At 70.9% G+C, this 22,548-nt stretch carries 18 protein-coding genes; 7 read left to right on the forward strand and 11 right to left on the reverse strand.

What is annotated here, in order from left to right:
* Positions 1-132 precede the first annotated feature (132 nt).
* Complete coding sequence (locus Q9R19_RS02515) at positions 133-2,352, forward strand: NADP-dependent isocitrate dehydrogenase (RefSeq protein ID WP_311254771.1); 2,220 nt, start codon at positions 133-135, stop codon at positions 2,350-2,352.
* Between the two features lie 207 nt (positions 2,353-2,559).
* Here the strand turns inward: Q9R19_RS02515 and Q9R19_RS02520 are convergent, their stop codons facing one another.
* Positions 2,560-4,008 carry a L,D-transpeptidase gene (locus Q9R19_RS02520; RefSeq protein ID WP_311254772.1) on the reverse strand — a complete coding sequence of 483 codons (1,449 nt, stop codon included), beginning with the start codon at positions 4,006-4,008 and terminating at the stop codon, positions 2,560-2,562.
* Positions 4,009-4,183: 175 nt separating this feature from the next.
* Between Q9R19_RS02520 and Q9R19_RS02525 the strand changes: the two genes are divergently transcribed.
* From Q9R19_RS02525 to nagB, 3 genes are read left to right on the forward strand one after another with little or no spacing between them, the layout of a single operon-like run.
* The gene (locus Q9R19_RS02525; protein ID WP_311254773.1) at positions 4,184-5,353 is read left to right on the forward strand and encodes an ROK family transcriptional regulator; all 1,170 of its coding nucleotides are present in this window, start codon (positions 4,184-4,186) and stop codon (positions 5,351-5,353) included.
* Entirely contained in the window at positions 5,350-6,300 is a 951-nt protein-coding gene (locus tag Q9R19_RS02530; RefSeq protein ID WP_311254774.1) for an ROK family protein, read from the forward strand. The genes Q9R19_RS02525 and Q9R19_RS02530 overlap by 4 nt, the downstream gene beginning before the upstream one ends.
* Complete coding sequence (gene nagB / locus Q9R19_RS02535) at positions 6,293-7,072, forward strand: glucosamine-6-phosphate deaminase (RefSeq protein ID WP_311254775.1); 780 nt, start codon at positions 6,293-6,295, stop codon at positions 7,070-7,072. The genes Q9R19_RS02530 and nagB overlap by 8 nt, the downstream gene beginning before the upstream one ends.
* A 15-nt stretch (positions 7,073-7,087) precedes the next feature.
* Here the strand turns inward: nagB and Q9R19_RS02540 are convergent, their stop codons facing one another.
* From Q9R19_RS02540 to Q9R19_RS02565, 6 genes are all read right to left on the reverse strand, one after another.
* Positions 7,088-7,483, reverse strand: a complete 396-nt coding sequence (locus Q9R19_RS02540; protein WP_311254776.1) for an NUDIX domain-containing protein — start codon at positions 7,481-7,483, stop codon at positions 7,088-7,090.
* A complete protein-coding gene (locus Q9R19_RS02545) occupies positions 7,476-8,837 on the reverse strand; it encodes an FAD-linked oxidase C-terminal domain-containing protein (RefSeq protein WP_311254777.1) in 1,362 nt (453 codons plus the stop codon). Before Q9R19_RS02545 ends, Q9R19_RS02540 begins: the two co-directional genes overlap by 8 nt.
* Positions 8,834-9,205, reverse strand: a complete 372-nt coding sequence (locus Q9R19_RS02550) for a YrdB family protein (RefSeq protein ID WP_311254778.1) — start codon at positions 9,203-9,205, stop codon at positions 8,834-8,836. The genes Q9R19_RS02545 and Q9R19_RS02550 overlap by 4 nt, the downstream gene beginning before the upstream one ends.
* 9 nt (positions 9,206-9,214) lie before the next feature.
* Entirely contained in the window at positions 9,215-11,647 is a 2,433-nt protein-coding gene (locus Q9R19_RS02555) for a sigma-70 family RNA polymerase sigma factor (RefSeq protein WP_311254779.1), read from the reverse strand.
* Between the two features lie 406 nt (positions 11,648-12,053).
* Positions 12,054-13,229: an N-acetylglucosamine-6-phosphate deacetylase gene (locus Q9R19_RS02560; protein WP_311254780.1), complete on the reverse strand. Its 1,176-nt coding sequence runs from the start codon at positions 13,227-13,229 to the stop codon at positions 12,054-12,056.
* The gene (locus tag Q9R19_RS02565) at positions 13,226-14,749 is read right to left on the reverse strand and encodes a family 20 glycosylhydrolase (RefSeq protein ID WP_311254781.1); all 1,524 of its coding nucleotides are present in this window, start codon (positions 14,747-14,749) and stop codon (positions 13,226-13,228) included. The genes Q9R19_RS02560 and Q9R19_RS02565 overlap by 4 nt, the downstream gene beginning before the upstream one ends.
* Before the next feature lie 189 nt (positions 14,750-14,938).
* Between Q9R19_RS02565 and glyA the strand changes: the two genes are divergently transcribed.
* Positions 14,939-16,213, forward strand: coding sequence for a serine hydroxymethyltransferase (gene glyA / locus Q9R19_RS02570; protein WP_311254782.1), 1,275 nt, complete (start codon positions 14,939-14,941; stop codon positions 16,211-16,213).
* On the forward strand, positions 16,210-17,112 hold the full coding sequence (locus tag Q9R19_RS02575; RefSeq protein ID WP_311254783.1) for a bifunctional methylenetetrahydrofolate dehydrogenase/methenyltetrahydrofolate cyclohydrolase: 903 nt from the start codon (positions 16,210-16,212) through the stop codon (positions 17,110-17,112). The genes glyA and Q9R19_RS02575 overlap by 4 nt, the downstream gene beginning before the upstream one ends.
* 60 nt (positions 17,113-17,172) lie before the next feature.
* On the opposite strand, the gene Q9R19_RS02580 is transcribed toward Q9R19_RS02575, so the two are convergent.
* The 3 genes from Q9R19_RS02580 to Q9R19_RS02590 are packed head-to-tail and all read right to left on the reverse strand — an operon-like array spanning position 17,173 to position 20,800.
* Positions 17,173-17,892, reverse strand: coding sequence for a DUF6882 domain-containing protein (locus Q9R19_RS02580; protein ID WP_311254784.1), 720 nt, complete (start codon positions 17,890-17,892; stop codon positions 17,173-17,175).
* 55 nt (positions 17,893-17,947) lie between these two features.
* Entirely contained in the window at positions 17,948-19,204 is a 1,257-nt protein-coding gene (locus tag Q9R19_RS02585; RefSeq protein WP_311254785.1) for an MFS transporter, read from the reverse strand.
* Positions 19,205-19,234: 30 nt separating this feature from the next.
* The gene (locus tag Q9R19_RS02590; protein ID WP_311254786.1) at positions 19,235-20,800 is read right to left on the reverse strand and encodes an MFS transporter; all 1,566 of its coding nucleotides are present in this window, start codon (positions 20,798-20,800) and stop codon (positions 19,235-19,237) included.
* Positions 20,801-20,886: 86 nt separating this feature from the next.
* Between Q9R19_RS02590 and Q9R19_RS02595 the strand changes: the two genes are divergently transcribed.
* The gene (locus tag Q9R19_RS02595) at positions 20,887-21,465 is read left to right on the forward strand and encodes a TetR/AcrR family transcriptional regulator C-terminal ligand-binding domain-containing protein (protein WP_311254787.1); all 579 of its coding nucleotides are present in this window, start codon (positions 20,887-20,889) and stop codon (positions 21,463-21,465) included.
* 76 nt (positions 21,466-21,541) lie between these two features.
* On the opposite strand, the gene Q9R19_RS02600 is transcribed toward Q9R19_RS02595, so the two are convergent.
* Complete coding sequence (locus Q9R19_RS02600; RefSeq protein WP_311254788.1) at positions 21,542-22,513, reverse strand: DUF559 domain-containing protein; 972 nt, start codon at positions 22,511-22,513, stop codon at positions 21,542-21,544.
* Positions 22,514-22,548: the final 35 nt, after the last annotated feature.

The following is a 22,548-nucleotide window of genomic DNA, read 5'->3' on the forward strand; positions in this document are numbered from 1 at the left end:
CCCAGGCTAGCCCCTCCGGGACCGTCTGTCGCGAAAACGGTGCAGCGGCGACGATTCGCCCGGGCAGGTGCGGGAAAGCAGACTCGGGTATCTTGGTATCGAGATAAATCTGCCCTCGCGAACGGAGATCCGGTGACCGACGACGCCATCATCTACACCCACACCGACGAGGCGCCGGCTCTGGCCACCGCCTCGTTCCTGCCGATCATCAAGGCCTACACCGGCCAGGCCGGCATCGAGGTGGAGACCCGCGACATCTCGCTGGCGGGTCGCATCCTGGCGGCCTTCCCTCAGAACCTCACGCCCGAGCAGCAGGTGGGCGACGCCCTCGCCGAGCTCGGCGGCCTGGCGACCCTGCCCGAGGCGAACATCATCAAGCTGCCCAACATCTCGGCATCCATCCCGCAGCTGAAGGCGGCCATCGCCGAGCTGCAGGAGCAGGGCTTCGATGTTCCCGACTACCCGGACGAGCCCGCAACGGTCGAGGCGAAGGACATCCGCGCCCGGTACGACCGGATCAAGGGCTCCGCCGTCAACCCGGTGCTGCGCGAGGGCAACAGCGACCGCCGCGCGCCCCTAGCCGTGAAGAACTACGCCAAGAAGCATCCGCACCGCAACAAGCCGTTCGCGGAGGGCTCCAAGACGCGCGTGGCGACCATGGGCCACGACGACTTCAAGCACAACGAGCGCTCCTGGGTCGCCGCCCACGACGACGTGCTCACCTTCCAGCACGTGGCCGCCGACGGCACCATCACCGTGCTCAAGGAGGGACTGAAGGTCCTGCCGCGCGAGATCGTCGATGCGACCTTCCTCTCCGCGGCCGACCTGGATGCCTTCCTCGCCGAGACCCTCGCGCAGGCCAAGGCCGACGACGTGCTCTACTCGGTGCACCTGAAGGCCACGATGATGAAGGTCAGCGACCCGATCATCTTCGGCCACGTCGTGAAGGCGTTCTTCAAGGACGTGTTCGCCCAGTACGGCGACAGGCTCGCCGAGGCGGGTCTGAGCGCGAACAACGGGCTCGGCTCGATCCTCTCGGGGCTCGCCGGCATCGCCGGGGGCGACGAGATCGCCGCCGCGTTCGACCGCGCGATCGATGAGGGTCCGCGCCTGTCGTACGTCAACTCCGACAAGGGCATCACCAACCTGCACGTGCCCAGCGACGTGATCGTCGACGCCTCGATGCCCGCGCTGGTCCGCAACGGCGGCAAGCTGTGGGGCCGCGACGGCGGCGAGGCGGACACCATCGCGGTCATCCCCGACTCCTCGTACGCCGGCGTGTATCAGGCCGTGATCGACGACGTGATCGCGAACGGTCCGCTGGACCCCGCCACGATCGGCACCGTGCCCAACGTCGGCCTGATGGCGCAGGCGGCGGAGGAGTACGGCAGCCACGACAAGACCTTCGAGATCGCCTCCGCCGGCGTGGTGCAGATCCTCGACGGCGACGGCACTGTGCTGATCTCGCACGAGGTCGCCGCCGGCGACATCTGGCGCGCCACGCAGACCAAGCACATCCCGGTGATGGACTGGGTGAAGCTGGCCGTGACCCGCGCCCGTGCGACCGGTGCGCCCGCCGTCTTCTGGCTCGACGCGAACCGTTCCCACGACGCGCAGATCATCGCCAAGGTGCATCAGGGTCTGGCCACACTCGACACCAGGGGGCTGACGATCACGATCCTCGCTCCCGAGGACGCGACCCGCTACACCCTGGCGCGCCTGCGCAAGGGCGAGGACACCATCTCGGTCACCGGCAACGTGCTGCGCGACTACCTGACTGACCTCTTCCCGATCCTCGAGGTCGGCACGTCGGCCAAGATGCTCTCGATCGTGCCGCTGCTCGCCGGCGGCGGCCTGTTCGAGACCGGCGCCGGCGGCTCGGCGCCGAAGCACGTGCAGCAGCTCGTCGCCGAGGACTACCTGCGCTGGGACTCGCTGGGCGAGTTCTTCGCGCTCGCGGCGTCACTCGAGCACTTCGCTGACCGCACCGGCAACGAGAAGGCTCGCGTCCTCGCCGAGACCCTGGATGCCGCCACCGGCACCTTCCTCGAGAACGACCGCTCGCCGGGGCGCTCGCTGGGCACGATCGACAACCGCGGCAGCCACTTCTACCTCAGCCTGTACTGGGCGCAGGAGCTGGCGGAGCAGACGGCGGACGCCGAGCTGGCCGCCGCCTTCGCCCCGGTCGCCGCGACGCTCGCCGAGAACGAGCAGAAGATCGTCGGCGAGCTGAACGCGGTGCAGGGGCAGCCCGTCGACATCGGCGGCTACTACCGTCCGGATGCCGACAAGGTCGACGCCGTCATGCGTCCGTCCGAGACGCTCAACGGAGTCATCGACGCGCTGAGCTGACCTCGACGCAGACGGGAACGGGCGGATGCCGTACGGCATCCGCCCGTTCCCGTCTGGCGCTGGGCATCCCCGCGCCGAAACCCGACCCGCCCGCCGAAACCTGCCCCGCGCGCCGAAACCCCTCCCGATCGTCGAAACCCCTCAGCATTCGCGGGAATCCGGAGGGGTCTCGACGGTGCTGAGGGGTCTCGAGGAGGGGCAGTGGGGTCAGGAATGCACCCAGACCTCCAGGCCCTCGGGCGTCATGTCGTAGACCTGCTTGGCGACGCTCGGCGGCATGTTCACGCAGCCGTGACTCATGCGATGGCCGAAGTTGTTGTGCCAGTACGCCCCGTGGAAAGCGATGTTCGGCGCGAACCAGGTGTTCCAGGGCACGTCCTTGGTGCAGTACGAGGCGCCCTCGAAGCAGCCCATGTTCTGCTTGGCGGTGTGCGCGAACACCGTGAAGTGGCCGAGCGGGGTGTCGGTGCCGTGCAGCCCGGAGGAGATCTTCCAGGTCTTGACGAGCTTCTCGTTCTCGAACAGGTACGTCTTCTGCTCGCTGATGTCCACCTCGAGGCGACGGAACACCGTGGTCGTCTCGAACGGGGTGGACGTGACCGGCAGCTCGAACACCGCGTTGCCCTCGCCCAGATCGGTGGCGAAGGCCGACGCGATGCCGGTGGTGTCTCCCAGGCGCCTGCCGTCCAGGCCCTCGGTGACCTCGCGCAGCACCTCGCCCTTGGAGTTGACGAGGTGGGAGGCGTTGACCGGCTCGCGGTCGACGAGCTCGGGCAGCGTTGCGACCATGGTCTGGATGGCGGACTGGTCGGCGGTGATCTGCACCTCGCCGTCGGCCGTGTCGATGGTCAGCCAGCTGGCGGCGACGTCGGGCGTCACGGGGACGGTGCGCTCGTCGCCGACGTAGAACCCGATCTTCGCGAGCATGCCGTTGAGCTTCTCCGCCGCGGCTGCTGCCTTCTCGTCGGTGATGTCCGGGATGACGGGGGTGGGACCGCCCGGGAAGGAGAAGGCCTCGTCGCTCCTGGCGGCAGCGGCGGTGAAGGCGGTGGAGAGGTCGGCCACCGAGATGCCGGTGCCGTTCTCGGCCGGAGTGGTCTTGTACGACGACGACGCCTTGTCGAACGACACGGTGGCCTCGACAGGATCGACGTAACTGGCCGGCACCGCGGCGCGCAGCGTGCGATCCGCCGCCTGGGGGTCGAGGTGCACCTCCGGCGTGATCGGGTCGCCCATCCACGCGCCCAGGTTCCACATCGGGCGTTCTGCGAACGCCTGCTCGGCGAGTCCCGTGGCGTCCACGCCGGCGCCCAGATCGCCGCCGCTGACGACGGTGCCGGCGCCCGGGCCGGTGAGCTCGATCTGGGTGGAGGCGAGTCGGCTGCTGACAGCATCCGCGGCCATGCCCGGCGTCATCCCGCCCACCGGCACGCCGGCGATCGTGGTGCCGGGAGCGATCAGGATCATCGACGCCCCCGCAGCCGCGAGCACGAGAGCGGCTGCGCCCAGGCCGATCCACAGGCCGAGACGCCGCTTCGTGGGTGCGGGTTCGGCGGGAGCCCAGGCCAGCGGCCGGTCGCCCTCGCTCGGGGGCAGCTCATCGGACGCGGTTCGCATGATCGCACCGGTGTCCGGCTCGGAGATCAGATCGGTCACGAACTCACCCCCCGTTTGCACGACGTGACTGACGTTCTCATGGTACGCGACGTCCTCACACGGCGGACCGGCCGGAGCCGGGATGATGGCCCGTCGCGGTAACATTTCGATAACCCACACCCATTCCCCGCGCAGACCTTGCGCTCCAGGCGGTTCGTAAGGTGTACTAACAAATATGGTTTCGTCACACGGCGCGCAGTCGCCCCTCGGTGAGATCGCCGCGCGCGGTCCCGGGCAGCGGCTGCGCCCCGCCGCGAAGGTGCTGCCGGAGCAGGCGCGCGCGCACAACCGCGCTCTGGTGCTGCAGACGCTGTACCACGGCGGTGCGATGAGCCGGGCGGATCTCGCCCGCGAGACCGGACTGACGCGGGTGACCATCTCCGATCTGGTGGCCGAATCGATCGCCGACGGCATCATCCGCGAACTCGGCATCCGTGAGTCGGCGGGCCCCGGCAAACCGCCGATCATGGTCGACATCGATCGCGAGGGTCACCAGATCATCGGGATCGACCTCTCCGGAACAGAGGTCTTCGCCGGCGCCGTGCTCGACCTGGACGGCACGCGCCTCGTGCAGCGGTCGCTGCCGGTCGCGGCCGAACTCGGTGCCGAAGAGGCCTACCGCGCTGCGCTGCAGCTCGCCCGCGAACTCGTGGCGGCCGCGACCCGTCCCCTGCTCGGAGTGGGGGTCGGCAGCCCCGGCGTCGTGCGCTCGGATGGCGTCATCCTCAGCGCTCCCAACCTCTCCTGGCACGACTTCCCGCTCGAGCATCGGATGGGCGCCGACCTCGGGCTTCCCGTTCTGGTCGGCAACGACGCCAACGCGGCGCTCCTGGCCGAGTACACCCTGGGCGACGCGCAGGCCGATGTCATGCTCATCCGCATCGGCAAGGGCGTGGGCGCGGGTGTGATCACCGGGGGGCGTGCGCTGATCGGGGCGCGCTTCGCGGCAGGCGAGATCGGCCACGTCGTCATCGGCACCGACGGGGGACCGCGCTGCGCCTGCGGACGGATCGGATGCCTGGAGGCATGGGTCAACGTCCCCCGGCTCACAGCCGCGACGGCCGCGTCCCCGGAGAGACGCGACGAGATCCTGACTGATGCCGGTACGCGCCTGGGCGTGGCCGTGGCGCTCATCGTGGCCGCACTCGATCTGGCGGAGGTGGTGATCGCCGGACCCGGGGAGCTGTTCGGCGGAGTGTTCCTGGAGGCCGCGACGCGAGCCCTGCACGAGCGCACGCTGGAGGGTGTCTTCGCCGATGTGGCGATCCGGCTGAGCCGGCAGAGCGACATCGTCGAACGCGGCGCCGCCGTCAGCGTGCTCTCCGCGCAGCTGGGCGTGTCGTGACGGCCGCCGGTGTGCGGATCGGTCTCGACGTCGGCGGCACCAAGACCGCGGGCATCGCCCTGGACGAGTACGGTGCGACCCGCGCGACGGTGCGCATCGGCACCGAGTGGGGAGCGGATGGCGTCATCGCCGGCGTGCTCGAAGCGGTCATGGCACTGCGTGCGGAACTGCCGCCGCTGACCGCGGTGGAGTCGATCGGCATCGGCATCCCCGGTCTGGTCGACGCCGAGAGCGGGCGGGTGCTGCACGCCGTGAACCTGGGAGTGCAGTCCCTGGACGTCGCCGATCGCGTGGCGCTGGCGACCGGGGCGCCGTGCTTCGTCGAGAACGACGTCAAGGCCGCAGCGCTCGGCGCCGCCTCGCTGCGGGAGAGCCGCGAGCCGCTGGCCTATCTGAACCTCGGCACGGGCGTGGCTGCCGGACTCATCGTCGAGGGGCGCATCTGGCGCGGCGCGCGCGGCACGGCCGGCGAGATCGGTCACCTGGTGGTGGATCCCGCCGGCCGCGTCTGCGGCTGCGGTCAGCGGGGCTGCATCGAGACGCTCTGCGGCGGCGGGGCGCTCGCCCGCGCGTGGGGCGCGGACGCCGAGTTCCCTGTCACGGACATGCTGGATGCCGCGGACGCCGGCGACGCCGCGGCATCCGCTCTGCGCGAGGACCTGTTCCGCGGCGTCGCAGCCGCGGTGCGCGCACTGGTGCTGGCCGCCGACGTCGAGACGGTGGTGATCGGCGGCGGGCTCAGCGCGCTCGCCGACCGCATCGTCCCCGGCATCCGCGCCCGGCAGCAGGAGGAGGCGGCGTCGTCCGCGTTCCTTCGATCGCTGCGGCTCGATGAGAGGATCGAGATGCTTCCGGCTGATTCGCCGGTGGCGGCCATCGGGGCCGCCCTGCTGGGCTCTGCACCCGCAGAGACCGTCGCCCGACACGAGGAGATCACCCATGGCTGAAGTCGTCATCACCGCCGACAAGGACGCCGCCGGTGCGCTGGTCGCGGATGAGATCGTGCGCCTCATCGACGCGGTGGCCGAGCCGGTGCTCGGACTCGCGACCGGCTCCACGCCGCTGCCGGTGTACCGGGCGCTGCGCGAGCGGCTCCGCGGACATGACGTATCGCACGTGCGCGGTTTCGCACTCGACGAGTACGTCGGCATCGACCCCGCCCACCCCGAGAGCTACCGGTCGGTGATCACGCGCGAGGTGATCGAGCCGCTCGGGCTGGACCCCGAGCTGATCCGGGTGCCCGACGGCGCGGTGGAGACGGTGCAGCACGCCGGCGACGACTACGACGCCGCCATCGCCGCCGCCGGCGGCGTGGACCTGCAGATCCTGGGCATCGGCACCGACGGGCACATCGGCTTCAACGAGCCGGGCTCGTCGTTCGCATCCACCACCCGGATCAAGACCCTCACCGAGCGGACCCGCCAGGACAACGCCCGGTTCTTCGAGTCGATCCACGACGTTCCGCAGCACTGCATCACCCAAGGCCTGGGCACGATCCTGCGGGCGCGCCATCTGGTGCTGCTGGCATTCGGCGAGGGCAAGGCCGCCGCCGTGGCGGCCGCGCTGGAGGGGCCGGTCAGTGCGATGGTGCCCGCGTCGGCTGTTCAGCTTCACCCGCACGTGACGGTGGTCGTCGACGAGGCCGCGGCCTCGAAGCTGAAGCTCGCGGACTACTACCGGTACGCCTACGCGAACAAGCCGGCCTGGCAGGGACTCTGATCGCGGCAGGGCGGGTCAGCGCCAGGCGAACGCCAGCAGGTGCTCCTCGCTGAGCGGGGCGAGCGGCACGCTCGTGCGGTCGCCCCGCTCGAGCCAGCGCAGCTCGGCCAGCTCCGCCTGCACGACGACATCCTCCGGCTCCGCTCGCAGCGCGAACGCGTCCGCGATCACGCGATGCCCCGGTTCGTTCGCGGCCGCCGAGACGAAGGTGCCCAGCGGCTCCAGCGCGGACTCGTCGACACGCAGCGACAGCTCCTCGTCGAGCTCGCGGATCAGCGTCTGCGCGGCGGTCTCGCCGGGCTCCGGCTTGCCGCCGGGCTGCATGAAGCGCGTGGTGCCCTGCTTGCGGACCACGAGCACACGGCCCGATCGGTCGACGATCACGGCGGCGCTGACGCGGATGTCAGGCATCGGCGAACACCTTCCCGGGGTTCAGGATCCCCTGCGGGTCGAACACGCGCACGATGTCGCGCTGCAGCTGCCACTGGTCGTCGCCGAGCTCCTCGGCCAGCCAGCGGCTCTTGAGCGTGCCGATGCCGTGCTCACCGGTGAGGGTGCCGCCGAGCCGGATGGCCGCGCGGAACAGGGCACCGGCGGCATCCCAGATCGCGTCGGGAACCTGCTCGCCGTCGAAGATGAAGTTCGGATGCAGGTTGCCGTCGCCGGCGTGCGCGACGGTGGGGATGCGGATGCCGTACTCGCGTTCGATGCGGGCGATCTCGTCGAACATCGCGGGCATCGCGCTGCGCGGCACGGCCACATCCTCGATCAGCGTGGTGCCCAGTGCCGCCATCGCCGGATGCATCGACCGGCGGATCGCGAGCAGCCGCTCGCCCTCGGCGGGGTCCTGCGTCATCCGCACGGTGCCGCCGGACGCGGTGAGCACGGTGGCGATGCGCTCAGCCTCATCGCGAGCCGCCGGCCCGTCGGTCTGGATGGTCAGCTGCGCGGTGCCCGCGGCCGGCGCCGGCAGGTCGAGCAGGTCGTGCACGGCCGCCAGGGAACCGGCGTCCATCAGCTCCATGATCGCCGGCTGCACGCCGGCGGCGGTGACGGCCGCCGATGCGACAGCGGCCTCGCGCACCGATGCGAACGACGCGGCGATCGTGCAGCCGGCGCCCTCCACGAGCCGGCGCAGCTTGAGCGTCGCTCCGACGATGACGCCCAGTCGACCCTCGGAGCCGATCGCGAGCGAGGTGAGGTCGAGCCCCGTGACGCCCTTGACCGTGCGGTGTCCGAGGTGCAGCATCCGTCCATCGGCCAGCACCAGATCGAGGCCGAGAACGGCATCGCGCACCACGCCGTACTTCGCGCACAGCAGCCCGCCGGCGCCGGTGGCGATGTTCCCGCCGACGGTCGAGATGTCGCGGCTGGCCGGGTCGGGCGCCCACCACACGCCGTGCTCGGCCAGCAGGGTGTTCAGCCGCGCGTTCAGGATGCCGGGTTCGACGACGGCCAGCAGGTCGTCGGCGCGCACCTCGAGCAGGCGGTCCATGTGCGCGGTGGACAGCACGATCTGACCCGGGCCGGCGTTCGCGGCTCCGGCGAGTCCGGTGCCAGCGCCGCGCACGACGACGCTCGTGCCGGTCGCCGAGGCGATGCGCAGGGTGCGCTGCACGTCGTCGGCGGTGCGTGCGTGCACCACCGCCAGCGGCCGGCCCGCAGAGCGCTGGCCGCTGCGATCGGCGCGGGCGGCTTCGAGCGTCGCGGCGGTGGTGTCGACGATGTCGCCGAGCTCGTCGCGCAGGCGCTCGAGGGCGCTCATACGACGGTGCGGCGTCCGGCGATCACGCCGGCGGTGACGGCCACCGCGGCGAAGGCCAGGCCGACCCACGCGTGGCCGAGCGACCACCACGCCAGCGTGACGGCCGCGTAGATCAGCAGCTCGACCAGCGCCCGCAGGAACGGATGCAGGTGCAGCACGGCGCGCGGAGAGAGGAACAGCGCCCACACCACGAGTGCGACGACCGGGGCGCCGATGCCCATCACGATGCTCCAGGGCATCGGCCACGCGGCGAGCCCCCACAGCGCGAAAGTGACCAGCGCGGCCAGCAGCACGAGCACGCGGATGATGTCCAGCGCGGTGAGAGGGCGGCGGTTCACGCCGGGGGTGACGACGGGATCCTGCGACATGCCTCAAGTCTATTCGGCGGTCGCGTCGCCATCCGCCGGGGTGGCCTGGTCGTCGTCCTCGCCCGAGGCCGAGAGCCCTTCGGATGCAGAGGCGTCGCCTGCGTCTGCGGGAGCGGTGTCGGCCGCATCGGCATCCGTCGAGCCGGTATCGGCCGGATCGGTGCCGGCCGACGCAGTGCCGGCCGCCTCCGTGCCGGCCGAGTCCGTGCCGGCCGAGTCCGTGCTGCTGTCGTCCGTCGGGGCCGGGTCATCGGTGGTCGATGGCTCGTCTGCGGGAGCGTCTGCGGCGTCGCCCGGCGTGGTCTGCTCCGGCTCATCGGCATCAGGATCGGTGTCGGCATCGGGGGCCGGCGTCTCGTCCCCGGGCGTGGCCGAGCCTTCCTCAGCGGGTGGTGTCGTCCCGATGCCGAGCAGCACAACTTGCAGCTCTGTCCACTCGCCGGGAACCCCGTCGATCACGTACCGGAGTCCAAGGGAGGTGACGAACGCCTGCTCCAAGGACGGCCGCAGGTCGACCACGCCCTTGCCCTGGTCGTCCAGCACGATCTCGTCATCGCCACCGGCCTCGCCATCCATCCACGCCTGAACTGTCGCACCCGGGGTGCCCTGGATCGGAAGGCTGTAATGCGTCGTGGATCCCTCGAACCAGGTCGAGACCGAGCCCCACGTGAGCGGGCGGGACTCCACGGGATCGGTCGTGCCGTCGTCGGGCTCCGTGGCGTCGTCGCCGGGCTCTGTGGCGTCGTCGTCGGGGTCCGTGGTTCCCTCGTCCGGGTCCGTGGTTCCCTCATCCGGGTCCGTGGTTCCCTCGTCCGGGTCCGTGGTCCCCTCATCCGGGTCCGTGGTTCCCTCGTCGGGGTCGGTCGTTCCCTCGTCGGGATCGGGCGCCGGGTCGGTCATTCCCGTGTCAGGGTCGGTCGTGCCCGGATCGGGGTCGGTGATTCCCTCGTCCGGATCCGGTGCCGGGTCGGTCGTCCCCGGGTCGGTCGTTCCCGGGTCGGTCGTTCCCGTGTCCGGGTCGCTCGTACCCGGATCGGGAGCGGGGGACCCCTCATCGGTCTGGTCCTCGGGCTCGGGCGAAGGCTCGGCGGGCGGCTCCGGTGCCGGTGATGGCTCGAACTCGGGCTCCGGCGGGAGCACGACCTCGGCGTTCTGCGGAGGTTCGGTCGCATCGACCGGCTCGTCGACGTCCGGGCTGCTCTTGGGCGTCGGAGGCGCCGGGTCGCCGACGTCGATGACCATCGGATCGTCCGCGGACATCGTGGAATCCGGCGTGACCTCCGCCGAGGAGATGGACGACGGCTCGGCCTCGGCCGCGCTCGGCAGCGAGGTGACGGGCGATCCGCCGAACACCGACGGCATCACCGCCACCGCGGCCACGACGCCGGCGACGACCAGAGCCGCAGAACCCGCGCCGACCAGCGCGCCGATGCCGGAGAGACCGGCGCCTCCGACGCCGGAGCCTGCCACGCCGGCGCCCGCACCGCCGGCCGCGCCACTCGCGCCGCCTCCGGTGCCGGCCGCGTGCGAACCGCCTGCTGCGTGCACCGCACCGCCGCTCGCAGCCGGGCCCACGGTCACGGCGCCGTGCACGACGCTGGAGGGCATCGCGGCCAGCGCGACGATCGGCGCACCGCCGCCCTGCAGCGCCGCGAGATAGCCCGAGGCGCCGGTCACGCCGAGCACGAGCGGCAGGAGCACCAGCGCCAGGCGACTGGAGACGTCCTTCGCCTCAGCGGCGACGATCATGCACCGTGCGCACTCCTGCAGGTGCCGGTCGGCGCGCTGCTGCGCGCGGACGCCGAGGTTGCCGCGCGCATACGCTCCCAGATGCTCGATGGTCCACTGGCACTCGGATCCCTCGCCGACGCTGCGCAGATGCGCTTGGATCCATGCCTCGCGCAGCCCCTCGCGTGCGCGGAAGGTGAGCTGGGACACGGCCCCGGCGCTCATGCCGAGCAGCGTGCCGATCGCCGCCGGCTTGAGCTGCTCGATCTCGGAGTACCAGAGCACCTCCTGCCAGCGGGAGGGCAGGGAGCGGAACGCCTGCGCGGTGAGGCTGCGATCCAGCTGCTCATCGGCTGCGGCCTCGCTGCTGGCGGGATCGGCGACGGTCTCGAGCTCATCGAGCGTGGTCTCGCGTCGTGCGCGTCCCCACGCGGCCGCGGTGTTGCGGATGCTGGTGAACAGATAGGCGCGGAACGAGCCGTTCGGGCCGCCGCCCTTGAGGATCGCCTGGTAGATGCGGGCGTACGACTCCTGCACCAGGTCGTCGGCGTCGATGGAGGAGGTGATCGAGCGGGCGACCGTCATGCCCGAGCGGTAATGGCGTCGCCAGAGTTCACCGAACGCGTCCGCGTCACCCGATCGGGTGCGCAGCACGAGGTCGGCGTCAGCCACGGCTGGCGTTCCGGTGTCCTGCTCGTCCACTTCGTCCTTCATCCGGTCTGCAGGGATGCTCTCACGGCGAACGGGGCATCCCTCACAGGAAGAGACGCATGAAGAGAGGAATCATCACGCGTCTTATCCATTCTCACCCGAAATCGATCCGCTGACCAGCCCTGACGCGAACCGGCCCACAGCATCCACGACCATCCCGAAAGATTTCTGCGGAACCCGCGTAATGAATCCGGCCGCCGCACGTCTCTTCTCGTAGAGCGTGCCCGACACGCCACCGGGGGGCGGCGTGTCGGGTCCGGTGCTTGGGGAATCGCTGGAAACGACCGTCCGGGACCTCGGGGGAGGAGCCCCGGGACGGTCAGCTCGAGGATGGGGCCGCCGACGCGGGGGACAGTGCGGCGGCCCCGATCTCCTCGTCGTCGCTCATCTCGGCACATCGCAGGCAGCCTCAGCGCGTCGGCGCGGTGCCCACCCACACGCCGTGCACGCCGAGCGCGGCGCTCAGCAGCACGGCATCCGCCACCCGACCGGACTGCAGCAGCCCCAGCGTCTCGCCGAAGCCGACGGCGGCGGCGGGGGTCGCGGTCAGCGCCCGCACGGCCTCGCCGATCGGCACGCCCGCCTCGACCGCCCGGCGGAGCGCGACATCCTGCGTCAGCGTGGAACCCGCGATCGAGCCGGTGTCGTCGGCACGGGCCATGCCGTCCTTGACCGTCACCTTCACGGCGCCCAGGTCGTAGTGCCCGTCCGCGCTGCCCGCCGCGGCCATCGCGTCGGTGATCAGGGCCACCCGGCCGGGAGCGGCGTCGAAGAGCAGCTTGATCACGGCCGGATGCAGGTGGAAGTTGTCGGCGATGCCCTCCAGGACGACCCGGTGATCGGCGGCCGCCACCAGCACCGGGCCCGGAGCGCGGTGATGGATGCCGTTCATGGCGTTGAACGCGTGGGTGAGGATCGTGGCGCCGGCCTCGAACGCCCGACGGGCGGTGTCCGCATCGGCGTCGGTGTGGCCGACGGCGACGGTGGCGCCGGATGCCACGATCTGGCGCACCGCCTCCAGGCCGCCGGGCAGTTCGGGAGCCACGGTCACCTGACGCACCGTCCCCCGGCCCGCCTCCAGCAGACGGGCGACGTCGGCGTGCTCCGGATGCCGCAGCAGCGACGGCTCGTGGGCGCCATGGTGTCCGGGGTCGAGGAACGGTCCTTCCAGGTGGCTGCCGAGGATCCCGGCATCCGTCTGCATCAGATCGGCGACCAGCGCCACCTCGCCGGCCAGGTCGTCGACAGGCGCGGTGACCAGCGAGATCACGGCGCGGGTCGTGCCGTGCGAGCGGTGCATGTCGCGGCCGGTGCGGATGGCGTCGGCCCCGTCGTCGTACGCGGCGCCCGCGCCGCCGTGACCGTGGATGTCGATGAAGCCGGGTGTGAGCACGGCATCCGTGCCGGCGACGGCGACCGCGTCGATCACGTCGTCGGCATCCGTCCAGTCCGCACCGCTGCCCCGTGCGGCGACCAGGCCGTCCTCGAAGCGCACCCAGCCGTCCTCGGTAACCGATCCGTCGCCGTCGACGATGCGCACGGAGTGGATCACCCGGGATCCGCGGAAGTCGGTGCAGGGCATCATCGGTCGGTCCAATCGATCTCGGCGACGGGGTGGAAGCGGATGCCGTCGGCTCGCCAGGCCGGCGCCAGTGCCCCTAGTCTCTCGCGGAAACCGTCCCAGCTGCGGGTGTCGCGCGTGGACCACGCGATCTCGGCGGCGGCGGCGATCCGCGGGTACATCAGCTGCTCCGCATCGGCCAGGCTGCCGACGCTCTCGGTCCACAGCGCGGCCTCGACGCCGGCGATCGCGTCCGGGGCGACCTCGAGCAGTTCTGCCGGCTCCCACTCGTAGGCGCGGCGCAGCCCCACGGTGCCAGCCCAGTCGAGTCCGAGCGGGAAGCCGGAGTCGTACTTCATGTCGAGGTACGCGGCGTCCGAGGGCGAGAGGATCAGCGACCCGCCGCGCCGCACGAACTGCGCGGCGTGGGCGGCGTGCGTGACGGTGGGCTCCAGCGCGCCCCAGTACTGGCCGACCGTGCCGGGTGCGACCTCGGCGGCGCCGGCCTCGTGCCAGGCGATCGGCGTCTTGCCCAGGTCGGTCACGATCGCCGTCGCGCGCTGGATGAAGGTCGAGAAGTCCTCGGCGGAGGTGCCCAGCGACTCGTCGCCGCCGATGTGCAGGTACGGTCCGGGGGTCAGCTCGGCCAGTTCGGTCAGCACGTCGCGCACGAACTCGTAGGTGCGCGTCTGATGGATGCGCAGACTGGAGTGGCCGACGCCCCATCCGGTGTACGGCTCGCCGGCCCGGGGGAGCGCCTGCCCCAGGCGCTCGGCGTCGGCGAGCAGCGCGTCGTTCATCACGGGCGCCTCGACCAGTTCCGGGTACGCCACGCCGATCGCATGCGTGTGCCCGGGCATGTCGATCTCCGGCACGATCGTGACGTGGCGCGACGCGGCGTGCGCGACGATCTCCCGGTAGTCGTCCTTGCTGTAGCAGCCGCCCTGGGTCGATCCGCTGCGGGCGGGGCTCATGGCGCTCGCCGTCGATGCGCGCTGCGAGAGCAGCGGCCAGGCGTCGATGTGGATGCGCCAGCCCTGATCGTCGCTGAGGTGCAGATGCAGGTGGTTGAACTTCAGGGCGGCGGCCCGGTCGATCACGAGCTTGACCTCGTCGACGGGGAAGAAGCGCCTGGCGACGTCGAGCATCACGCCGCGGTAGGCGAAGCGCGGAGCGTCGGCGACCGTGGCACGCCGCCAGGCCCAGCGCCCCGCATCGTCGGTGGTCAGCAGCTGCAGCAGCGTGCGGATGCCGTGGGCGAGCCCCGCGGCATCCGACCCGACGACCTCGATCGCGTCGGCGACGGCGAGACGGTACCCCTCGGCCGGACCGGTCCTCGGGTCGATGCCGAGCACCACGCCTCCGTGCTCGTCGCCGGAGGCGGGGAGACGGATGCCGGTGCGCGCGGCCACCAGGTCGATGAGCAGGGCCGCGGCCGCGGGATCACCCGTCACGGCGACATCGGACGCGAGCGGGAGCAGGCCCTCGCCCGGCAGTGCGGAGACCGGTGCGGGAACGAGCGGCAGCGAATCAGGAAGGACCATGAACAAAACCTACCGTGCCCGGGGTCACGCGCCGTGGCGCGTGGATCCGCATCATCCGCATCCGCTAAGCTTTTCCCGTCGCGACTGGCGTCTGGGTGGGTCACCACCGGGGAGCGGCCTCACATGGATTCGACCGCGCGCCTGGGCCGATGTGGAACACCTCTTTCCCCGTGTGAACAGGAGACCGCCATGACCGACCGCTACTTCGACGCCCCGCTCGCCGAGGTCGACCCCCAGATCGCCGAGGTGCTCGAGCGCGAGCTGAACCGCCAGCGCACGTACCTCGAGATGATCGCCTCCGAGAACTTCGTGCCCGTCTCGGTGCTGCAGTCGCAGGGCTCGGTGCTCACGAACAAGTACGCCGAGGGCTACCCGGGGCGCCGCTACTACGGCGGCTGCGAAGAGGTCGACGTCGCCGAGTCGCTGGCCATCGAGCGGGCCAAGGCGCTGTTCGGCTCGGAGTTCGCCAACGTGCAGCCGCACTCCGGCGCATCCGCGAACGCCGCCGTGCTGCACGCGATCGCCCGCCCCGGCGACACGCTGCTGGGCCTCTCGCTCGACCAGGGCGGGCACCTCACGCACGGCATGAAGATCAACTTCTCAGGCCGGCTGTACAACATCGTCGCGTACGGCGTCGACCCCGAGACCTCGACGATCGACATGGACGAGGTGCGCGCCCTCGCCCTCGAGCACAAGCCGAAGGTGATCATCGCCGGCTGGTCCGCCTACCCGCGCACCCTCGACTTCGCCGCCTTCCGCGCCATCGCCGACGAGGTCGGCGCACTGCTGTGGGTGGACATGGCGCACTTCGCCGGCCTGGTGGCCGCCGGGCTGCACCCGAACCCGGTGCCGCACGCGCACGTCGTCTCGTCGACCGTGCACAAGACCATCGGCGGTCCCCGTTCGGGCTTCATCCTCACCAACGACGCCGACATCGCCAAGAAGCTCAACTCGGCCGTGTTCCCGGGCCAGCAGGGCGGCCCGCTCATGCACGTGATCGCGGCGAAGGCCACCGCGTTCAAGCTCGCGGCGACGCCCGAGTTCACCGAGCGCCAGCAGCGGGTGCTGTCGGGTGCGAAGATCATCGCCGAGCGCCTCTCGCAGCCGGATGTGAAGGATGCCGGCATCGCGGTGCGCTCCGGTGGAACCGACGTGCACCTGGTGCTGGTCGACCTGCGTGACGCGGAGATCGACGGCAAGCAGGCCGAGGACCTGCTGCACGAGATCCACATCACCGTGAACCGCAACGCCGTGCCGAACGACCCGCGCCCGCCGATGGTCACCTCGGGGCTGCGCATCGGCACGCCCGCGCTCGCGACCCGCGGCTTCGGCGACGCGGAGTTCACCGAGGTCGCCGACGTGATCGCCCTCGCCCTGCAGCCCGGCGCGGACATCGAGGCGCTGCGCGCCCGCGTGGATGCCCTGGCCGAGGCCTTCCCGCTGTACCCGGGCCTGCAGCAGTGACCGCGAGGATCCTCGACGGCAGGGCCGCTGCGGCCGAGATCAAGAACGAGCTGGCCGAGCGCGTCGCGGCGCTGCGCGAGCGCGGTGTCGTGCCCGGCATCGCCACGGTGCTCGTGGGCGCCGACCCGGGCTCGCAGCTGTACGTCGGCATGAAGCACCGTCAGTCCGAGTCGATCGGGATGAACTCGATCCAGCGCGAGCTGCCGGCTGACGCCACGCAGGCAGAGGTCGAGGCCGTGATCGACGAGCTCAACGCCGATCCGTCCTGCCACGGCTACATCGTGCAGCTGCCGCTGCCGAAGCACCTCGACACCGACGCCGTCCTGGAGCGGATCGACCCCGCCAAGGACGCCGACGGGCTGCATCCGACCAACCTCGGTCGCCTGGTGCTGAACGTGAACGGGCCGATCCACACGCCCCTGCCGTGCACTCCGCGAGGGGTGATCGAACTGCTGGTGCGCAACGACTACGACCTGGCAGGCAAGCACGTCGTCGTCGTCGGTCGCGGAGTCACGATCGGCCGCCCGATCGGGCTGCTGCTCACCCGTCGGGAGATCAACGCCACCGTCACGCAGGTGCACACCGGCACGCCCGACATGACGCCGTACCTGCGCGAGGCCGACGTGATCGTGGCCGGCGCCGGCGTGAAGCACCTGATCAAGGCATCCGATGTGAAGCCCGGCGCTGCCGTGCTGGACGTGGGCGTGACGCGGGAGACGAATGCCGAGACCGGCAAGTCGAAGGTGCACGGCGACGTGCATCCGGATGTCGCGGGCGTCGCGGGCTTCCTCTCCCCGAACCCCGGGGGCGTGGGTCCGATGACCGTGGCGCTGCTGATGACCAACGTCGTCGAGGCGGCTGAGCGAGCGCAACGAGACGAAGTGCGCAGCCTGGGTTGACCCCGAGCCCCGGGGTATCGGGGATCAGCGGACTGAGCGCGAGAGTGCGTGCGGAGCCTCTCAGGCGCCGGCCAGCGACCCGTCGATGCCGGTGATCCGTGCGTACTCGTCGAAGCGGAAGCGCGCCGAGCCCGTGGCATCCGACAGCGTCGCCGTCGAGAACGACTCGTCGCCCCACTGCAGCTGCCAGCCGGCCAGCCGTCCGAGATCCCACACCGACGCCCGCGGATCGGCGAGGTCGAGTCCGGTCAGGATGCGGGGGAGCGCGGTCACCGCCGCCGCGACGGTGAGCGGTTCGATCGGGGCATCCAGCAGCAGCACGGCCCGTGCGCCGCCGGCGGGGGCGGAGTAGTACGGCGAGCGTCCGGTGATCTCCACCGCGGCGCCGGCCACCGCGTGCGCGAGATCATCGACCCACTGCCCGATGTCGTCGCCGGTGTCCTCCGGGAAGGCGACCTCGCCCTCGGTGAGCTCGGCGATGCCGTGCTCGGCGCCATACGCCCTCAGCTTCTCGGTGATGCCGGAGCGGTCGCCCTGGGGGAGGGCCCACGACCAGATCAGAGAGCGGGGTCCGGGGGCGATGGAGGCGAGCAGGTGCGGCGTCGCGGCGAGAGTGCGGTCGGCGTGCTCGGTGGAGGTGAACGTGAACCCGCCCGCAGCCAGGTCCACGTCCCAGCGGTGCTCGCCGAGCGCCTCGGTCGCGGAGCGCAGCTGGTCCTGGCGGAGTGCGGTGAACAGCGCGGCCCGGTCGGCGAGTGCCCGCAGCGTCTCGAAGGTCATGGACCCAGTCTGGCCCCGGATGCTGTGCACTGCCAAAGCACGGGTTGTGAGGTCGCTATGGCGTGCTCTCGGCGCGGGCGGCCGTGGAGCCCTCAGCGCGTCCCATGCGCCAGACGCTGGGGACCGCGGCGGTGCCGATCGCGATGAGCGCGTACAGGATGCCGGAGGTGACGAGCACCACCGCCGGATCGGCGCGCGTGATCAGCCAGCCGTACACGAGCGTGCCGATCGGCATCACGACGAAGCTCCCCAGCATGTCGTAGCTGGAGACGCGGCTGAGCTTGTCGGTGGGGACGTTCTCCATCATCGCCACGTTCCACCCGGTGCTGAACACCTCCGCACCCGCCCCGGCCAGGAACGCCGCGATGGCGACGAGCACCACGACCGGGTGCATGCCGAGCATCGTCAGCGGCAGGGCGAACAGGCTGATCCCGATCATCCCCATCCGCAGCGGCCGCTTCAGGGGGAACCACATCAGCAACAGGGTCATCAGCAGCACGCCCGCGCCCTCCGCGCTGACCACCCAGCCCCAGCCGGCGATGCCGAGACGCTCGTCGTTCTTGGCGATGTACGGGCCCACCACACCCCATGCACCCACGTGGATCGCGTTCATGATCATGAACGCGAGCACCACTGCGACCAGCCACGACCGGCCCCAGAACTCCGTCCATCCGATGCGCAGGTCGGCGAACAGCGAGAAGCGGCCGTCGCCCGCAGGCGGGGGCAGCTTCACCATGGCGAGGATGGGGATGGCGGCGACCCACCCGGCGACCTGCACCACCATCGCCCAGGCGGGGCCGACGGTCGTCACCAGGATGCCGGCGATCACAGGCCCGCCGATCGTGACCGCCGATCGCACGAAGGACAGCATCGCGTTGGCCTGCTGCAGATGAGCGGGGGTCGTCAGCTGCGGGATGATGCCCTGCATGGCGGGCAGCACGAACGCGGTCGACGCGCCGTTGACGGCAGCCAGGCCCACGACGACCGGGATCGTGGCGGTCGCGGTGAACAACAGATAGGCGATGGTTCCGATCGAGACGATGTCCAGCACGTAGCACGCCTGGATCACCAGCGCGCGAGGGAGCCGATCGGCGACCACGCCGCCGAACAGCACGAACACGATGTTCGCCACGGTGAAGGCCGTGAGCACCAGCGAGAGGCTGACCGGATGGTTGTCGATCTGCAGCACGGCGAAGGCCAGCGCGATCGACGACATCGATCCCGTGACCAGGGTGATGGCCCGTGCCAGGAAGAACCAGCGGAAGTTGCGGTCGCCGAACGCGGAGCGTGCGGGTGCGCCGTGGGGTGTCATCCTCGATTCCGAGTGCAATGCATCCGCTCATCAAATCATGTTCCGGCGGTCCCCGGCGGCCCGGGCGGGTTCCGAGCGCAGAGGTGCACGCCCGCGCCGGCGCGGCAGAGCGATCAGAGCGACGAGTGCACCGAACAGCGCGACGCCGGCCGCGACGAGCGCGGCCGAATGGAGTCCGCTCACGAAGGACTGCTCGGCGAACGGGAGGACGCTCGCCGCGACGTGCGGATCCGATTCTTCGAGCACGGCCTGCGTGACCTGCAGTGAGCCCGCGGCGGCATCGCGCACGCCCTCGGGCAGGGCGCCGAGGTGCGGCGCCATCTGCTCGCGGTACGCCGCGCTGAGGGCGGCGCCGAGCACCGCCAAGCCGAGCGCTCCGCCCAGCTGCCGGAACGCGTTGCTGGTGGCGGACGCCGAGCCGGCTTGCTCTCGCGGCACGGCACCCATCACCGAGGCGGATGCGGCGGGCATCACGAACGCGATGCCCGCGCCGATCAGTGCCAGCGGGATCTCGATCCACCACAGCGGCGTCGAGGTGTCGGCGAAGGAGAGGGCCGCGAAGGAAGCAGCCAGGATGAGCATGCCCAGTGCTGCCGTCGTGCTGTGCCCGAGGCGCTTCGACCAGGCCGGGGTCCGACCCGAGAGCACCAGCTGCGCGGCGGCGAGCGGCAGCAGCAGCAGGCCGACGGCGAGCACGTCCAAGCGGCGCAGCACGAGAAGGTACAGCGAGAGCAGGAACATGGAGCCCAGCATGGTGAAGAACGCGACGGTCATCACGGCGATCGATGCCGAGAACTCCCGGCGCCGGAACCACGCGAGCTCCAGCAGCGGCGAAGGCGCACGCCTCTCCCAGCCGACGAACAGCACGAGCACCAGCATCCCGCCCAGCAGGGGCGCCCACACCTGAGGCGCCATCCAGTCGCCGGAGTCGCCACCGGCGATCAGCCCGTCGATCACCAGCACCATGCCCAGCATCGACAGCAGGATTCCGATGACGTCGATGCGCTTCGGATTCGCAGCCCGCGACTCCGGGGTGAGGGCGGGGATCACCGCGATGGCCACGGACACGATGGGAACGTTGATCAGGAAGATCGAGCCCCACCAGAAGTGATCCAGCAGCAGCCCGCCGACCACGGGGCCCAGCGCGATGGCCGCCCCGACCCCGCCCGACCAGATGCCGATCGCTCGAGGTCGTTCGGCGTCGGAGAACACGTCCGCGATGATCGCCAGCGTGGTCGGGGTGATCACGGCCGCCGCGATGCCGAGCGCAACACGACCGCCGGTGAGCACGTCCCCGCTCGGAGCGAAGGCGCACAGCAGCGAGCCGCCGCCGAACAGCACCAGACCGACCAGCAGCATCCGTCGCCGTCCGAAGCGGTCGGCGATGGTTCCCGCCGCCAGCAGGCTGCCGGCCAGCACGAGCGTGTACGCGTTGAGCACCCACAGCAGCTCGCCCTGGGTGAGGCCGAGTCCGGACGGTCGCGGGGCGGAGAGCCGCTGCACCGCGACGCCGAGGATCATCGTGTCCAGCTGCACGACCAGCAGGCTGAGAATGAGGACGCCGAGCATCCACCACCGGCGGGGAGAATCCTGCATGTTCGCTCCTTAAGGCATCAGTTGTTGCGTTAAGAGTAGAACCCGTGATGCTGTTAATGCAACATCAGATGCGTTAGTGTGGCGCTATGCCCATCGACTCCGTGACCGAACGCATGGGCGGACGCAGCGCGCGCGTCCGCGAGGCGGCGCTCGCCGCAGTGGCCGCGCTGATGACAGAGAAGCCGCTCGACGAGATCACGGCCGCAGAGGTGGCCGAGCGCTCGGGCGTGAATCGCTCCACCCTGCATCGCCGATGGGGAGGGATGCCGGGGCTGCTGGCTGACCTCGCCATCGACAGGCTCAACGACGAGAGCCCGACACCGCCGGATGCCGGCGACCTGAGGGCGGAGCTGCGCGTGTGGGCGCGCGAGGTGATCGCCACCCTCAACGCGCACGAGCCCGGTCGGTCGCCGTTCCTGTCCGCACTGCTGGTCGGCGTGCGCAGCGGACGCATCCCCGCCGAGCTCTGGCAGGGTCGGCTGCGCGTGCTGCAGGTGATGCTGGATCGCGCGGCGGCGAGGGGCGAGGCCGTACTGAGTGCCGGCGATCTGGCCGAGATCGTGCTGGTGCCGATCTACGCGGCCGCTCTGCTCTCGCCCGATCCGGTACCGGCAGACCTCGCCGACCGGCTCGTCGACAGATTCCTCACCCTCGCCCGCGGCTGACCTTCCTCCCCGGTTCAGGGAGCGCAAATGGCTGTGGATTCACGGTTTCGGGAACCATTTGCGCTCCTCGAACGCGTCACCGTCGCAGTGCTGCGGCCACGCGGCGGATCAGACGGCGAGGATCGTCGAGAAGCGGATAGGTCACTTCGATGATCGTCCAGCCGGCGGCGCGCAGCGCGGCTGCCCGTTCGACGTCCCGGGCCCACTGCTGACCGTGCTGCACGCCGTGATACTCCACGATCACCCGCTGTTCGGGATAGGCCATGTCGACGCATCCGATGAACCGGCCGGCCTCGTCGAAGACGTCGACATTGAGATCGGGTTCGGGCAGACCCGCCTGCACCAGCAGACAGCGGACCTGCGATTCACGCGGTGACCAGGAGTCCTCGCGGATCAGCTCGACCGCGGTGCGCAGCCGCGCCGCTCCGCGTCGGCGGCCGGCATTGATCGCATTGCGCAGTTCGCCGGTCGTGGTCAGCGGCGGCCGCCCGGCATCGAGACGGCCGACGCCCTGACGCCACTGCCGGCAGAAGTAGTCGCCCAGCGCGACCAGCTGAACCACCGAGAGCGTGCCGAGCGACACCCATGTCGCAGCCGGGGACGACACCCTCAGATCGTCGTGCATGCGGACCGAGGTGAGACTGTCGAGAGTGCGGTGACCCGTCACTCCCGACGCCCGGGGCAGGGGTAGCGCTCCGCGCGCGCAGACATGCAGTTCGAGGTCTTCCAGGGCCGCCGGGCGCCCGAAGTCGTCGATCTCCAGGGGGAGAGGAGCGCCCCAGATCGACGCGGCGGTCTGATGGCTGAAGAAGTGGCCGCCGTGCAGGCGCGGGGCGTAGTCACGTGCTCGCGCCACCCTGGCGCGGCGCTGCCGTTCGTAGGGATCCAGCGATTCGTCGATCCCTGCGGCTTCCCCTTGCACCCGCACGCCGTGGAACGGGGCGCGCAGGTCCGCGCTGCGCAGGCGACCGCGCCCGACGCCGTGCGCTCTCGCGGTCCGAACGGCGAACGCCCGGCCCAGCTCGCTCGGCAGCGGTTCGTTCTCCATACCCCCCACTCTGTCGGGCCCCGATGGTGGCATCC

This window comes from Microbacterium sp. ARD32, assembly GCF_031844385.1.
Classification (GTDB): domain Bacteria; phylum Actinomycetota; class Actinomycetes; order Actinomycetales; family Microbacteriaceae; genus Microbacterium.